Source organism: Streptomyces sp. NPDC005791 (genome assembly GCF_042871485.1).
Taxonomy (GTDB): domain Bacteria; phylum Actinomycetota; class Actinomycetes; order Streptomycetales; family Streptomycetaceae; genus Streptomyces.
The window spans coordinates 47,552-61,744 of the sequence record NZ_JBIAIP010000010.1 but is presented as its reverse complement, the minus strand read 5'-3'; the positions used below and the strand labels follow the sequence as shown (position 1 = coordinate 61,744).

Genomic DNA, 14,193 nt, shown 5'->3' with positions numbered 1-14,193 from the left:
TCCGGCCCCGCTCGATCGAGCGGGGCCGGACCCTTCCGTGACGTGTTACGCGGACGCGGGCGGATACAGCGCCCGAGGCAGCTTCGAGGCCGCCGCGGCGTCCAGCAGCCACAGGGTGCGGCTGCGGCCGTACGCTCCCGCCGCCGGTGCCTGGATCTCCCCGGCCCCGGACAGCGCGATCTCCGCCGCCTCCGCCTTGTCCTCACCCGCGGCCAGCAGCCACACCTCACGCGCCGCCCGGATGGCGGGCAGGGTGAGCGAGACGCGGGTGGGCGGCGGCTTGGGAGCGCCGTGCACACCGACCACGGTGCGCTCGGTCTCCCGCACCGCGGGCAGCTCCGGGAAGAGCGACGCGACATGGGTGTCCGGGCCGACGCCCAGCATCAGTACGTCGAACGCCGGTACGGACCCGTGGTCCTCCGGGCCCGCCGCGGCGGCGAGTTCCGCCGCGTACCCCGCGGCGGCCGCGTCGGCGTCGGCGCCGTACGGTCCGTCGGAGGAGGGCATCGCGTGGACCCGGGAGGGGTCCAGCCGCACCTTGTCCAGCAGGGCCTCGCGGGCCTGCGTGACGTTGCGCTCCGGATCGCCCTCGGGCAGGAACCGCTCGTCGCCCCACCACAGGTCGAGACGCGACCAGTCGATCGCGTCCCGGGCGGGCGAAGTGGCGAGAGCGGCCAGCAGGCCGTTGCCGTTGCGCCCGCCGGTGAGGACCACCGAGGCACCACCGCGGGCGGCCTGGGCGTCCACGATCTTCGTGATCAGCCTGGCCGCCGCGGCCTGAGCCATCAGCTCCTTGTCGCGGTGCACGACGAGCTGCGGTGTGCTCACTTCGACGCCGCCTTCTTGGCCGCCGCCTTCTTCGCGGCAGGGGCGGCGGAACCCGCCGGCTCCGGCCGCTTCTGACCCGTACCGACGGACGACGGCTCCGTGGGTCCGCCGAGGCGCTCCACGCCGAACTTCACCGTGGCCTCGTAGATGTTGTCCGGGTCCAGACGGCGGAGCTCCTCCGCGAGGAGCTCCGCGGTCTCCCGCCGCTTCAGCGCGACGGCACGGTCCGGCTGGCCGGCCATGCAGAGCGTGGCCAGTGAACCGTCGGGCCGGTCCAGGACGATCGTGCCGTTCTTGGTCTCCATCCGAACGGCCGTCAGACCGGGGCCGCCGGAGTGGGTGCGCTCCACCGGGACCCCGAGCCGGTCCGCGAGCCACATGGCCAGCAGTTCGCAGCTCGGGTTGTCGGACTCGCCCTCGACCTTCGCCGATACGACCTGCGCGGGCTGCTGGTCGAGCGCCGCCGCCAGCATCGAGCGCCATGGCGTGATCCGCGTCCAGGCCAGGTCGGTGTCCCCGGGCCGGTACGTCGCCGCGCGCACCGACAACTCGTCGAGCGGGTGCTCGGCGGAGTAGGTGTCGGTGATGCGGCGCTGCGCGAGCGCGCCCAGCGGGTCCTTGGCCGGGTCCGCCGGGGCGTCCTCGGGCCACCACACCACGACCGGGGCGTCCGGCAGCAGCAGCGGCAGGACGACCGACTGGGCGTGGTTCGCCAGCTCACCGTGCAGCCGCAGGACGACGGTCTCGCCCGAGCCCGCGTCGGAACCGACCCGGATCTCGGCGTCGAGCCGTGCGTCGCGCCGGGCGCGCGGCGACTTGCTGACCCGCTTGATCACCGCGATGATCCGCGACGGGTGCTCGCGGGAGGAGTCGCTCGCCGCCCGGAGCGCGTCGTAGGCGTTCTCCTCGTCGGTGACGATGACGAGGGTGAGCACCATGCCGATGGCGGGCGTGCCGATGGAGCGGCGCGCCGAGACCAGGGCCTGGTTGATCTTGCTGGACGTGGTTTCCGTGAGATCGATCTTCATGGCCGGCGCCAGCTCCGTCCGTCGCGTGCGAGCATCTCGTCGGCCTCGGCCGGTCCCCATGTGCCCGCCGGGTACTGGGCGGGCTTGCCGTGCTTGTCCCAGTACTCCTCGATCGGGTCGAGGATGTTCCAGGAGAGCTCGACCTCCTGGTGGCGCGGGAAGAGGTTGGCGTCGCCGAGCAGCACATCGAGGATGAGCCGCTCGTACGCCTCCGGGCTGGACTCGGTGAAGGACTCGCCGTAGGCGAAGTCCATCGTGACGTCCCGCACCTCCATGGAGGTGCCCGGCACCTTCGAACCGAACCGGACCGTGACCCCCTCGTCCGGCTGCACCCGGATGACCAGGGCGTTGCCGCCGAGCTCCTCCGTCGCACCGGACTCGAAGGGCAGATACGGCGCGCGCTTGAACACGACCGCGATCTCGGTGACCCGGCGGCCGAGGCGCTTGCCGGTGCGGAGGTAGAACGGCACGCCCGCCCAGCGGCGGTTGTTGATCGTCAGCTTGATCGCGGCGAAGGTGTCGGTCTTCGACTTGGGGTCGATACCGTCCTCCTCCAGATAGCCGAGCGCTTCCTCGCCGCCCTGCCACGCATGCGCGTACTGGCCGCGCACCGTGTGCTTGCCCAGGTCGTCGGGCAGCTCCACCGCCGTGAGCACCTTCAGCTTCTCGGCGACCAGCGCCTTGGGATGGAAGGAGCCGGGCTCCTCCATCGCCGTGAGCGCCAGCAGCTGGAGCAGGTGGTTCTGGATGACGTCACGGGCCGCGCCGATGCCGTCGTAGTAACCCGCCCGGCCGCCGATGCCGATGTCCTCGGCCATCGTGATCTGGACGTGGTCGACGTACGACCTGTTCCAGATCGGCTCGAACATCGTGTTGGCGAAGCGCAGCGCCAGGATGTTCTGGACCGTCTCCTTGCCGAGGTAGTGGTCGATACGGAAGACCTCGTTCGGCGGGAAGACGTCGTGCACGAGCTGGTTCAGCTCCTGCGCGCTCTCCAGGTCGTGACCGAACGGCTTCTCGATGACGGCCCGGCGCCAGCTGCCCTCCGTCTGGTCGGCCAGCCCGTGCTTCTTGAGCTGTTCGACGACCTTGGGGAAGAACTTCGGCGGCACGGACAGGTAGAAGGCGAAGTTGCCGCCCGTGCCCTGCGCCTTGTCGAGTTCCTCGATCGTGGCCCTCAGGGTCTCGAACGCCACGTCGTCGTCGAAGTTGCCCTGGACGAAGCGCATGCCCTGGCTGAGCTGCTGCCAGACCTCTTCGCGGAACGGGGTGCGGGAGTGCTCCTTGACGGCGTCGTGGACGACTTGGGCGAAGTCCTCGTCCTCCCAGTCGCGGCGCGCGAAGCCGATGAGCGAGAAGCCCGGTGGCAGCAGGCCGCGATTGGCCAGGTCGTAGACAGCGGGCATCAGCTTTTTACGGGACAAATCGCCCGTGACGCCAAAGATCACCAGACCCGACGGTCCCGCGATGCGCGGGAGCCGTCGGTCCTGGGCGTCACGGAGTGGGTTGGCTCCGGGAACACCAGACAAGGTGGTCAGCCCTTCGAAGGAGCGAGGCGCTCGAGCTCTGCCTCGGTCGACTTGAGCAGGTCGTTCCAGGCCGCCTCGAACTTCTCGACGCCCTCGTCCTCGAGCAGCTGGACGACCTCGTCGTAGCTGACACCGAGCTTCTTGATCGCGTCGAGGTCGGCGCGCGCCTGGTCGTAACCACCGGCGACGGTGTTGCCGGTGATGTCGCCGTGGTCGGCCACGGCCTCCAGCGTCGCCTCCGGCATGGTGTTGACCGTGTTGGGGGCGACGAGGTCGTCGACGTACAGGGTGTCCTTGAGGGACGGGTCCTTGACGCCGGTGGAGGCCCACAGCGGACGCTGCTTGTTGGCCTGCGCCTTGTCCAGGGCGGCCCAGCGGTCGCCCGCGAAGACCTCCTCGTACGCCTCGTAGGCCAGCCGGGCGTTGGCGAGGGCGGACTTGCCCTTCGCGGCCTTCGCCTCGTCGCTGCCGACCGCGTCCAGACGCTTGTCGATCTCGGTGTCCACGCGGGACACGAAGAAGGACGCCACCGAGTGGATCTTGGAGAGGTCCAGGCCCGCGGCCTTCGCCTTCTCCAGGCCCGCCAGGTAGGCGTCCATGACCTCGCGGTAGCGCTCCAGCGAGAAGATCAGGGTCACATTGACACTGATGCCCCGCCCGATGGTCTCCGTGATCGCCGGCAGGCCCGCCTTCGTCGCCGGGATCTTGATGAGCGTGTTCGGCCGGTCCACCAGCCAGGCCAGCTGCTTGGCCTCGGCGACCGTGGCCAGGGTGTTGTGGGCCAGGCGCGGGTCGACCTCGATGGACACCCGGCCGTCCTGGCCGTCCGTCGCGTCGAAGACCGGGCGCAGGATGTCGGCGGCGTCACGGACGTCCGCCGTCGTGATCATGCGGATGGCTTCCTCGACGGTGACCTTGCGGGCGGCGAGGTCGGTGAGCTGCTGCTCGTAACCGTCACCCGAGGAGATCGCCTTCTGGAAGATCGACGGGTTGGTCGTGACACCCACGACGTGGCTCTGGTCGATCAGCTCGGCCAGGTTGCCGGACGTGATCCGCTTGCGCGAGAGGTCGTCCAGCCAGATCGCCACGCCCTCGTCGGAGAGGCGCTTGAGTGCGTCTGTCATGAGAATTGCATCTCCTACTAGTCGTGTAACCGCGTCAGCGTGCGGCGGAGGCGATAGATTCCCGGGCGGCTTCCGCCACGTGCGCGGCGGTGAAGCCGAACTCGCGGAAGAGGATCTTGGCGTCCGCCGACGCGCCGAAGTGTTCCAGCGAGACGATCCGGCCGGCGTCGCCCACGTACCGGTGCCAGGTGAGGCCGATACCGGCTTCGACGGCGACCCGGGCCTTCACGGACGGCGGGATCACGCTGTCCTTGTACGCCTGGTCCTGCTCCTCGAACCACTCGACACACGGCATGGAGACCACGCGGGTCGGCACGCCGGCTGCCTGGAGCTCGTCGCGGGCCTCGACGGCCAGCTGGACCTCGGAGCCCGTCGCGATCAGGACGGCCTGCGCCTCGCCGCCCTCGGCGTCGAAGAGCACGTAGCCACCCCTGGCCGCGTCGTCGTTCGCCGGGTAGGTGGGCACGCCCTGACGGGTCAGCGCCAGGCCGTGCGGGGCGCTCCTGCCGTAGTCCTTCTTGCCGCGCTTGAGGATCTCGCGCCAGGCGATGACGGTTTCGTTGGCGTCGGCCGGGCGGACGACGTTCAGGCCCGGGATCGCGCGCAGCGAGGCGATGTGCTCCACCGGCTGGTGGGTCGGACCGTCCTCGCCGAGACCGATCGAGTCGTGCGTCCACACGTACGTCACCGGCAGGTGCATCAGCGCGGAGAGGCGGACGGCGTTGCGCATGTAGTCGGAGAACACCAGGAAGGTGCCGCCGTAGATGCGGGTGTTGCCGTGCAGCGCGATGCCGTTCATGGCCGCGGCCATGGCGTGCTCGCGGATGCCGAAGTGGATCGTCCGGCCGTACGGGTCGGCCTCGGGCAGCGGGTTGCCCACCGGGAGGAACGACGACGTCTTGTCGATCGTGGTGTTGTTCGAGCCGGCCAGGTCGGCGGAACCGCCCCACAGCTCGGGAATGACACCACCGAGGGCCTGCAGGATCTTGCCGGAGGCGGCGCGCGTGGCGACCCCGTGGCCGGCCTCGAAGACCGGGAGCTCGTCCTCCCAGCCCGCGGGCAGCTCGCCTGCGGCGATCCGGTCGAAGTCGGCGGCGCGCTCCGGGTTGGCGGTGCGCCACGCGGCGAAGCCCTTCTCCCACTCGGCCTTGGCCTCACGGCCGCGGTCCAGCGCCTCACGGGTGTGCGCGATGACCTCGTCGGAGACCTCGAAGGTCTTCTCCGGGTCGAAGCCGAGCACCCGCTTGGTGGCCGCGATCTCGTCGTCGCCGAGCGCCGAGCCGTGCGCCGCCTCGGTGTTCTGGGCGTTCGGGGCCGGCCAGGCGATGATCGAGCGGGCCGCGATGAACGACGGTCGCTCCGTCTCGGCCTTGGCGGCCTGCAGCGCGCGGTAGAGACCCTCGGGGTCCAGGTCACCGCTGGGCAGCTGGTCCACACGCTGGACGTGCCAGCCGTAGGACTCGTAGCGCTTCAGGGTGTCCTCGGAGACCGCGGTCTCCGTGTCGCCCTCGATCGAGATGTGGTTGTCGTCCCACAGCAGCACCAGGTTGCCGAGCTTCTGGTGGCCGGCCAGCGAGGACGCCTCGGCCGAGATGCCCTCCTGGAGGCAGCCGTCACCGGCGACGACCCAGATGGTGTGGTCGAACGGGGACGTGCCGGGGGCCGCCTGCGGGTCGAAGAGACCGCGCTCGTAGCGGGAGGCCATCGCCATGCCCACCGCGTTGGCGACACCCTGGCCCAGCGGACCGGTCGTCGTCTCGACCCCGGTGGTGTGGCCGTACTCCGGGTGGCCCGGGGTCTTGGAGCCCCAGGTGCGGAAGGCCTTGAGGTCGTCCAGCTCCAGGCCGTACCCGGCGAGGTAGAGCTGGATGTACAGCGTCAGGCTGGAGTGGCCCGCGGACAGTACGAACCGGTCGCGTCCGGTCCAGTCCGCGTCCGCCGGGTCGTGGCGCATCACCTTCTGGAAGAGGGTGTACGCGGCAGGAGCCAGGCTCATCGCCGTACCCGGGTGGCCGTTTCCGACTTTCTGTACGGCGTCCGCGGCGAGGACGCGGACAGTGTCCACGGCCCGCTGGTCCAATTCGGTCCACTGAAGGTCTGTGGTGGTCGGCTTGGTGCTCACCCTGAGTCAGGGCTCCTCTCCACTGTTCGTAAACCGGTGACTGGTTACCGCACCGGGCATTGTCGAGCCTACCCCCGTCACAAGGCCGTACTTCTGCCCTTTCCACAGTGCGGGCGACCTGCGGAGTTCGCCTCCCGTATGAGCGCTGCCGTTCACTTCTGCGCCACCCCAACACGACCCCACCCCCGCGAAGAGCGGCGTATGCCCAACGTCTACAGTGGTCTGGTTCGCGCAAGTCTTTACCGGGCGGCCTTCCCGTCCGGAGCTTGCTGGGATTTCTCTGTCAGGGGTGTGCGTGACGGCCGTCGAGTCCCGACCCGCAGGGGTCGCCTTGACTCCGAGCCCAGTGGGCCAACGCCCGTTCGGGGCCCGCATCAAGGCATTCGTGGCTCTTACCAAGCCGCGCATCATCGAGCTGCTGCTGATCACCACCGTTCCGGTGATGTTCCTCGCCGCGCAGGGCGTGCCGGACCTGCTGCTCGTGGTCACCACCACCATCGGCGGATATCTCTCCGCGGGCGGTGCCAATGCGCTCAACATGTATATCGACCGTGACATCGACGCGCTGATGGACCGTACGTCGCAGAGGCCGCTGGTCACCGGCATGGTGAGCCCGCGTGAGTGCCTGGTCTTCGGTATCTCCCTCGCGGTGATTTCCACGGTCTGGTTCGGACTCCTCGTCAACTGGCTCTCGGCGGCGCTCTCACTCGGCGCACTTCTGTTCTATGTCGTCGTCTACACGATGCTGCTGAAGCGCCGGACCTCGCAGAACATCGTCTGGGGCGGAATCGCCGGCTGCATGCCCGTACTCATCGGCTGGTCGGCCGTGACCAATTCGATGTCGTGGGCCGCGGTCATTCTTTTCGCCGTCATCTTCTTCTGGACGCCGCCGCACTACTGGCCGCTGTCGATGAAGGTCAAGGAGGACTACGCCCGGGTCGGTGTCCCGATGCTCCCGGTCGTCGCCTCCAACCAGGTGGTGGCCCGCCAGATCGTCGTCTACAGCTGGGTCATGGTCGCCGTCTCGCTGCTGCTCACCCCGTTGGGCTACACCGGCTGGTTCTACACCCTGGTGGCGCTCCTGACCGGCGGTTTCTGGCTCTGGGAGGCACACGGCCTGCAGAACCGGGCGAAGGCCGGCGTGACCGGCGGCAAGCTCAAGGAGATGCGGCTGTTCCACTGGTCCATCACCTATGTCTCGCTCCTCTTCGTCGCCGTCGCGGTGGACCCCTTCCTGAGGTAGCCCGTACGCGTCCTGTGCGCACCGAAGCTCCGCCGACGGGCGGGGGACGTGGCCGATGCCACGCCCCCCGCCCGTCGCCAGTCGATCTACCCGTCGGTAGCATCCTGTCCATGGCAGAGACGGCAGAGACCCGGACCCAGCAGACGGACGACAGCAAGCACGCGGCCCGCGCCGAGCGCAAGGCCGCGAAGCTCGCCAAGCAGATCGGCGCCTTCGCCAAGAAGCACGGCGGCGCGGAGGGGCAGCTCGCCCACCTCGGCCAGGTGGGCACCCGCATCGTGCTCGTCGGTGAGGACGGCGGCTGGGGCGACCTGGTCGCACCCTCCTACGCCGTCGCGGAGAGTGCCACGCGGAAGGCGGGCATCACGGTCCACGAGGACTTCGACGGAGAATTCGCCGCCAAGGTCCGCACCGGTCCGTACGAGTGGTCGCGGATGGCGGGGATCCAGGTCGGCGGCCCGTCCAACGACACGGCCTAAGGCTTGGCGGGCCCGGTCCCGGGCTCCGGCACGGACTGTCCGGACGCCGGCCCGAATTCCGCTCCCTGGGCGCGGGCCCAGGCCTCCCAGCCGTCCGCGTCGGTGGGGGAGACGTAATCCTCCGGGGAGTCGGTGTCCTTCTTCCGCACGAGGACGCGTGTACAGCCGGAACAGTGCCGGATGTCCGCGCCGGAGCGGTCGTTGCCGGCGGACGGGTACGCGCGCTCGGCGAACACCGCCGCCTTCTCGCGGGCAACGCGCCTTCCGCCGATCCGTCGGCGCGCCAGGAACACCAGGGCGGGGACGAGCAGGAGCTCGAGTCCGACCAGCTGCCAGGAGAAGTCGGCCACCAGCAGCAACACCGCGACCACCGGTATGAGCAGCAGTGCGGCCGTCGGGACCGCGGCGAGTGCACCACGGCGCAACGGCTGGGCGCGCTCCGGGAAGGCACCCACGTGGAAGGCCTTCTCGTAGAAACAGTTCATGCGGTGTTCCCCGGAGCACATGCCCATCGCCCCACCCTTCGCCGACGGACGCGCGGTCGGTGACCGGGACCATGGTGAAGGGCGGGGCGGCGTCGGTCCAGAGGCGCGGAGCACCATGGCCGAAACGCCGGGCGAACCGTGCCGGGGAGGCGCTCTTGCTCAGTGCGCGGCGGCGTGCTCCGGCCGGTCTCCCACTGTGGGCGCGGGAAGCCCGGTGGTATCGGCCGCAGGGCGCTCGCGCAGCGACAGCAGCAGGCGCAGCACCGCGATCCACAGCAGGGCCGAGCCGAACATGTGGAGGCCGACCAGGATCTCCGGTACGTCGTTGAAGTACTGCACGTATCCGATGGCCCCCTGTGCCACCAGCACGACCAGCAGGTCACGGGCACGGGCCCGGGTGTCGGCGGGGGCGTCGACGACGCGCAGCGCGAACCACATCGCGATGGCCAGGGCGCAGACGACCCAGGCGGCGATGGCGTGGACGTGCGCGGCGGCACTCCAGTCCCACGGCATGCGCGGTACGTCGCTGCTGTCACCGGCGTGCTTGCCGGAGCCGGTCACCGTGGTGCCGAGCACGATCAGGACCACCGTGGTGGCGACGACGGCCCAGGAGAGCTGCCGCACCGGGCGCGGGACGCGCGGGCGCGGTGCGCCGTCGCCCTCACCGATCCGCACCCAGGTGACCACGGTCACCGTGAGCAGGCAGTTGGCGAGCAGGAAGTGTCCGGCCACCGACCACGGGTTGAGGCCGGCCCAGACCGTGATCCCGCCGATGACGGCGTTCCCCATCACCAGCCAGAACTGCGACCACGCCAGGCGGGTGAGATGACGCCGACGGGGCTTCAGGGAGCGCGACGCGATGATCGCCCAGCCGACCGCGGCCGACAGGACGTAGGTGAGCATCCGGTTGCCGAATTCGATGGCGCCGTGCAGACCCTGCTCCGGCGTGGCGAAGAGGCTGTCGTCGGTGCACTTGGGCCAGGTGTCGCAGCCCAGACCGGAACCGGTCAGCCGCACCGCGCCGCCGGTGATGATGATGAAGACGCTCATCACCACCGCGGAGAGTGCGGCGCGCCTGGCCGTCTTCATCGACGGTGTCCAGCGCTTGGCGATGTAGGAGATGGGGGTTTCCACGCCCACCATCGTAGGCAACGGCTTGTGCATGTTTTCACGAGGGGTCGCCCGTCCCGGGAGGGCCCGGGAACTCAGCGGTGGGTCACCGCCCGCTCACTCCCAGCGGAAGAACCTCGCCGCCGCGCCCAGTCCCAGCACCGCCCACCCCAGCAGGATCGCCGCGTCGCCCCAGGGCATCGCCGCGCCGTGCTGCAGTACGTCCCTGAGGCCGTCGGAGAGCGCGGAGATCGGGAGCAGGCCCAGGACCGACTGCGCCACGTCCGGGAACTTGTCCAGCGGCACGATGACCCCGCCGCCCACCAGCAGCAGCAGGAAGACCAGGTTCGCCGCGGCCAGCGTGGCCTCGGCCTTGAGCGTGCCGGCCATCAGGAGCCCGAGCCCGGAGAACGCCACGGTGCCCAGCAGGAGGAGCAGCAGCACCGCGAACGGGTTGCCCTCGGGTGACCACCCCAGCGCGAAGGCGATCACCGTCAGCAGGATGATCTGCAGCACCTCCGTGACCAGCACCGAGAGGGTCTTCGCCGCCATCAGACCCCACCGGGGCAGCGGGGAGGCGCCCAGCCGCTTGAGCACCCCGTAACGGCGCTCGAAGCCGGTCGCGATGGCCTGGCCCGTGAAGGCGGTCGACATCACCGCGAGCGCGAGGACGCCGGGCGCCAGGAAGTCGACGGGCTCACCCGCTCCGGTGTCGACGATGTCGACCGCGCTGAACAGCACGAGCAGCAGCGTCGGGATGACCACGGTCAGCAGCAGCTGTTCGCCGTTGCGCAGGAGCATCCGGGTCTCCAGTGCGGCCTGTGCGGCGATCATGCGGTGCAGCGGGGCGGCGCCGGGGCGCGGGGTGTACGTACCGGCGCTCATGCGCGCAGCTCCTTGCCGGTCAGTTCCAGGAAGACGTCCTCGAGGGTGTGCCGCTCCACCGCGATGCCGTCCGGCATCACGCCGTGCTGGGCGCACCAGGAGGTGACGGTCGCGAGCAGCTCCGGGTCGATCCGCCCAGTGATGCGGTACGCGCCCGTGGTGAGCTCCGCGGCCTCGCTGCCGTCGGGCAGCGCCTTCAGCAGCGAGCCGAGGTCGAGGCCGGGGCGGCCGGTGAAGCGCAGGGTGTTCTCGGCGCCGCCGCGGCACAGCTGCTCGGGGCTGCCTTGCGCGATGACCCGGCCCGCGTCGATGACGGCGACGTCGTCGGCGAGCTCCTCGGCCTCGTCCATGAAGTGGGTGGTGAGGACGACCGACACCCCGTCGGTGCGCAGCTCCCGGATCAGCTCCCAGGTCGAGCGGCGGGCCTGCGGGTCGAGGCCCGCCGTGGGCTCGTCCAGGAAGACCAGCTCGGGGCGGCCGACGACGGCCATGGCCAGCGCCAGGCGCTGCTGCTGGCCGCCGGAGAGCCGGCGATAGGTGGTCCGGCCGCAGCTGCCGAGTCCGAGCCGCTCGACGAGCGCGTCGACGTCCAGCGGGTGGGCGTGGAGCTTCGCCATGTGGCGCAGCATCTCGTCGGCGCGGGCGCCGGAGTAGACGCCGCCGGACTGCAGCATCACGCCGATGCGGGGGCGGAGCGCGGCGGCGTCCGCGACCGGGTCGAGCCCGAGGACCCGTACGGTGCCCTCGTCCGGCCGGCGGTAGCCCTCGCAGGTCTCGACCGTGGTGGTCTTCCCGGCGCCGTTGGGGCCGAGGACCGCGGTCACCGCGCCCGCGGCGACCTCCAGATCGAGGCCGTTGACCGCCGCTTCGGTGCCGTACCGCTTGACAAGGCCCCTGGCCTGTACGACGGGCTCGCTGCTCATGGCGGGCAAGTCTAGGCTGGCCGGTCAGGGGTCCGGCGCGCCGGGCTCCCCGACGTCCTCGAAGCGTTCGAGGCGGCCCGTCCGCCGGCCGGCCCGGACCGCGCCCACCTGCGACGGCCCGCTCCGGCCGCCTGTTTCCGCAGGTCAACTTAGGTCTGCCTAAGTGACGAAGGGCACCGCGCCCGGTTCGGAGGTGGGTTGTCAGGTCCCGAGGAATTACGCAACAATGGCGTTGTGAAATACGTTGGCGAGGCTCCTCAGGAGGAACTCGCGACCGGTGAGCGTTCGACGCGCAACCGGGTCGCGCGCTCCATCCTGGACCACGGCCCGTCCACCGCCGCCGATCTGGCGAAGCGCGTCGGCCTGACGCAGGCCGCGGTGCGCCGTCACCTGGACGCCCTCGTCTCCGACGACGTGGTCGAGGCCCGCGAGCAGCGGGTCTACGGAGCGCGGACCCGTGGCCGTCCGGCCAAGGTCTTCGCCCTCACCGACTGCGGCCGGGACGCGTTCGACCAGTCCTACGACAAGCTCGCCGCCGACGCGCTGCGCTGGATCGCCGACACGGCGGGGGACGAGGCACTCGTCGCTTTCGCCCGCGCCAGGATGGCCGCCCAGTCCGAGACGTACCGCGCCGCCGTCGAGGCCGCGGGCCCAGAGAAGCGCACCGAGGCCTTGGCCAAGGCCTTGTCCGCCGACGGGTACGCTGCTACGGCGCGTAGCGCGCCGGCTCCTCAGCAGGGCGAGCAGCTCTGCCAGCACCACTGCCCGGTCGCGCACGTAGCCGAGCAGTTCCCGCAGCTGTGCGAGGCGGAGACGGAATTCTTCTCCAGTCTGCTCGGGACCCATGTGCAGCGTCTCGCCACCCTCGCCCACGGCGACGGGGTGTGCACGACGTTCGTTCCGCGCGGCAGCCCCGCAGCACCACAGGCTTCACAGACCACCCATTCAGTATCTGCAAGTACGGCCGGGAGGAACCCCGCATGACGCTCCCTACGGAGACTGCCCACCCTGAGCTCGAGGGTCTGGGTACGTACGAATTCGGCTGGGCCGACTCCGACGCGGCAGGCGCGGCGGCGAAGCGCGGCCTTTCCGAGGCTGTCGTCCGCGACATCTCGGAGAAGAAGAACGAGCCGGAGTGGATGCTCAAGCTCCGACTCAAGGGCCTCAAGCTGTTCGACAAGAAGCCCATGCCGAACTGGGGCTCGGACCTGTCGGGCATCGACTTCGACAACATCAAGTACTTCGTGCGGTCCACGGAGAAGCAGGCGGAGTCCTGGGAGGACCTGCCCGAGGACATCAAGAACACGTACGACAAGCTCGGCATCCCGGAGGCGGAGAAGCAGCGCCTGGTCGCCGGTGTCGCCGCGCAGTACGAGTCCGAGGTGGTCTACCACCAGATCAACGAGGAGCTCGAGGCGCAGGGTGTCATCTTCATGGACACCGACACCGCGCTGAAGGAGCACCCGGAGCTCTTCAAGGAGTACTTCGGCACCGTCATCCCCGTCGGTGACAACAAGTTCGCCTCGCTGAACTCCGCCGTGTGGTCCGGTGGCTCCTTCATCTACGTGCCGAAGGGCGTGCACGTCGAGATCCCGCTCCAGGCCTACTTCCGTATCAACACGGAGAACATGGGCCAGTTCGAGCGGACGCTGATCATCGTCGACGAGGACGCCTACGTCCACTACGTCGAGGGCTGCACCGCGCCGATCTACTCCTCGGACTCGCTGCACTCCGCGGTCGTCGAGATCATCGTGAAGAAGGGCGGCCGCTGCCGCTACACGACCATCCAGAACTGGTCGAACAACGTCTACAACCTGGTCACCAAGCGCGCCGTGGCATACGAGGGCGCGACCATGGAGTGGGTCGACGGCAACATCGGCTCCAAGGTCACCATGAAGTACCCGGCCGTCTACCTGATGGGCGAGCACGCCAAGGGCGAGACCCTGTCCATCGCCTTCGCGGGCGAGGGCCAGCACCAGGACGCCGGCGCCAAGATGGTCCACATGGCTCCGAACACCTCCTCCAACATCGTCTCCAAGTCGGTGGCGCGAGGCGGTGGCCGCACCTCCTACCGCGGTCTCATCGAGATCGGCGAGGGTGCGCCGGGCGCCAAGTCCAACGTGCTGTGCGACGCGCTGCTCGTGGACACCATCTCCCGCTCCGACACCTACCCGTACGTCGACGTCCGCGAGGACGACGTGTCGATGGGTCACGAGGCGACCGTCTCCAAGGTCTCCGAGGACCAGCTCTTCTACCTGATGAGCCGCGGCATGACGGAGTTCGAGGCCATGGCGATGATCGTGCGCGGCTTCGTCGAGCCGATCGCCAAGGAGCTGCCCATGGAGTACGCCCTGGAGCTCAACCGGCTGATCGAGCTGCAGATGGAGGGTTCGGTCGGCTAGTACGCCCGCCGACCGCGTCCCGAAGAGTTCTTGAC

13 protein-coding genes are annotated in these 14,193 nt (G+C 69.8%); 4 read left to right on the top strand and 9 right to left on the bottom strand.

The window, feature by feature from the left end; translation table 11 throughout:
* Positions 1–45: 45 nt before the first annotated feature.
* Genes pgl through tkt form a run of 5 tightly spaced genes read right to left on the bottom strand, consistent with a single transcriptional unit; the run spans position 46 to position 6,631 of the window.
* Entirely contained in the window at positions 46–828 is a 783-nt protein-coding gene (pgl, locus tag ACFYSH_RS20530) for a 6-phosphogluconolactonase (protein ID WP_359474878.1), read from the bottom strand.
* Positions 825–1,856, bottom strand: a complete 1,032-nt coding sequence (gene opcA, locus ACFYSH_RS20525) for a glucose-6-phosphate dehydrogenase assembly protein OpcA (protein ID WP_359474875.1) — start codon at positions 1,854–1,856, stop codon at positions 825–827. The genes pgl and opcA overlap by 4 nt, the downstream gene beginning before the upstream one ends.
* Positions 1,853–3,385, bottom strand: a complete 1,533-nt coding sequence (gene zwf / locus ACFYSH_RS20520; protein WP_359474873.1) for a glucose-6-phosphate dehydrogenase — start codon at positions 3,383–3,385, stop codon at positions 1,853–1,855. Before zwf ends, opcA begins: the two co-directional genes overlap by 4 nt.
* A gap of 5 nt (positions 3,386–3,390) precedes the next feature.
* Positions 3,391–4,509, bottom strand: coding sequence for a transaldolase (tal, locus tag ACFYSH_RS20515; RefSeq protein ID WP_359474870.1), 1,119 nt, complete (start codon positions 4,507–4,509; stop codon positions 3,391–3,393).
* Positions 4,510–4,543: 34 nt separating this feature from the next.
* The gene (gene tkt, locus ACFYSH_RS20510) at positions 4,544–6,631 is read right to left on the bottom strand and encodes a transketolase (RefSeq protein WP_359474867.1); all 2,088 of its coding nucleotides are present in this window, start codon (positions 6,629–6,631) and stop codon (positions 4,544–4,546) included.
* 289 nt (positions 6,632–6,920) lie between these two features.
* Between tkt and ACFYSH_RS20505 the strand changes: the two genes are divergently transcribed.
* Positions 6,921–7,874 (top strand): heme o synthase, encoded by a 954-nt coding sequence (locus tag ACFYSH_RS20505; RefSeq protein WP_359474864.1) that lies wholly within the window; start codon positions 6,921–6,923, stop codon positions 7,872–7,874.
* 110 nt (positions 7,875–7,984) lie between these two features.
* The gene (locus ACFYSH_RS20500; protein ID WP_359474861.1) at positions 7,985–8,353 is read left to right on the top strand and encodes a hypothetical protein; all 369 of its coding nucleotides are present in this window, start codon (positions 7,985–7,987) and stop codon (positions 8,351–8,353) included.
* Here ACFYSH_RS20500 and ACFYSH_RS20495 read toward each other — a convergent pair.
* From ACFYSH_RS20495 to ACFYSH_RS20480, 4 genes are all read right to left on the bottom strand, one after another.
* Positions 8,350–8,838 (bottom strand): hypothetical protein, encoded by a 489-nt coding sequence (locus ACFYSH_RS20495; protein WP_388754260.1) that lies wholly within the window; start codon positions 8,836–8,838, stop codon positions 8,350–8,352. The genes ACFYSH_RS20500 and ACFYSH_RS20495 overlap by 4 nt on opposite strands.
* A 159-nt stretch (positions 8,839–8,997) precedes the next feature.
* Positions 8,998–9,981 (bottom strand): COX15/CtaA family protein, encoded by a 984-nt coding sequence (locus ACFYSH_RS20490; RefSeq protein WP_359474896.1) that lies wholly within the window; start codon positions 9,979–9,981, stop codon positions 8,998–9,000.
* 84 nt (positions 9,982–10,065) lie between these two features.
* Entirely contained in the window at positions 10,066–10,833 is a 768-nt protein-coding gene (locus tag ACFYSH_RS20485; protein WP_359474855.1) for an ABC transporter permease, read from the bottom strand.
* Positions 10,830–11,756, bottom strand: a complete 927-nt coding sequence (locus tag ACFYSH_RS20480) for an ABC transporter ATP-binding protein (RefSeq protein WP_359474851.1) — start codon at positions 11,754–11,756, stop codon at positions 10,830–10,832. Before ACFYSH_RS20480 ends, ACFYSH_RS20485 begins: the two co-directional genes overlap by 4 nt.
* 234 nt (positions 11,757–11,990) lie before the next feature.
* On the opposite strand from ACFYSH_RS20480, the gene ACFYSH_RS20475 reads away from it, so the two are divergent.
* On the top strand, positions 11,991–12,740 hold the full coding sequence (locus ACFYSH_RS20475; protein WP_359474848.1) for a metalloregulator ArsR/SmtB family transcription factor: 750 nt from the start codon (positions 11,991–11,993) through the stop codon (positions 12,738–12,740).
* Entirely contained in the window at positions 12,737–14,158 is a 1,422-nt protein-coding gene (sufB, locus tag ACFYSH_RS20470) for a Fe-S cluster assembly protein SufB (protein ID WP_356736269.1), read from the top strand. The genes ACFYSH_RS20475 and sufB overlap by 4 nt, the downstream gene beginning before the upstream one ends.
* Positions 14,159–14,193 lie beyond the last annotated feature (35 nt).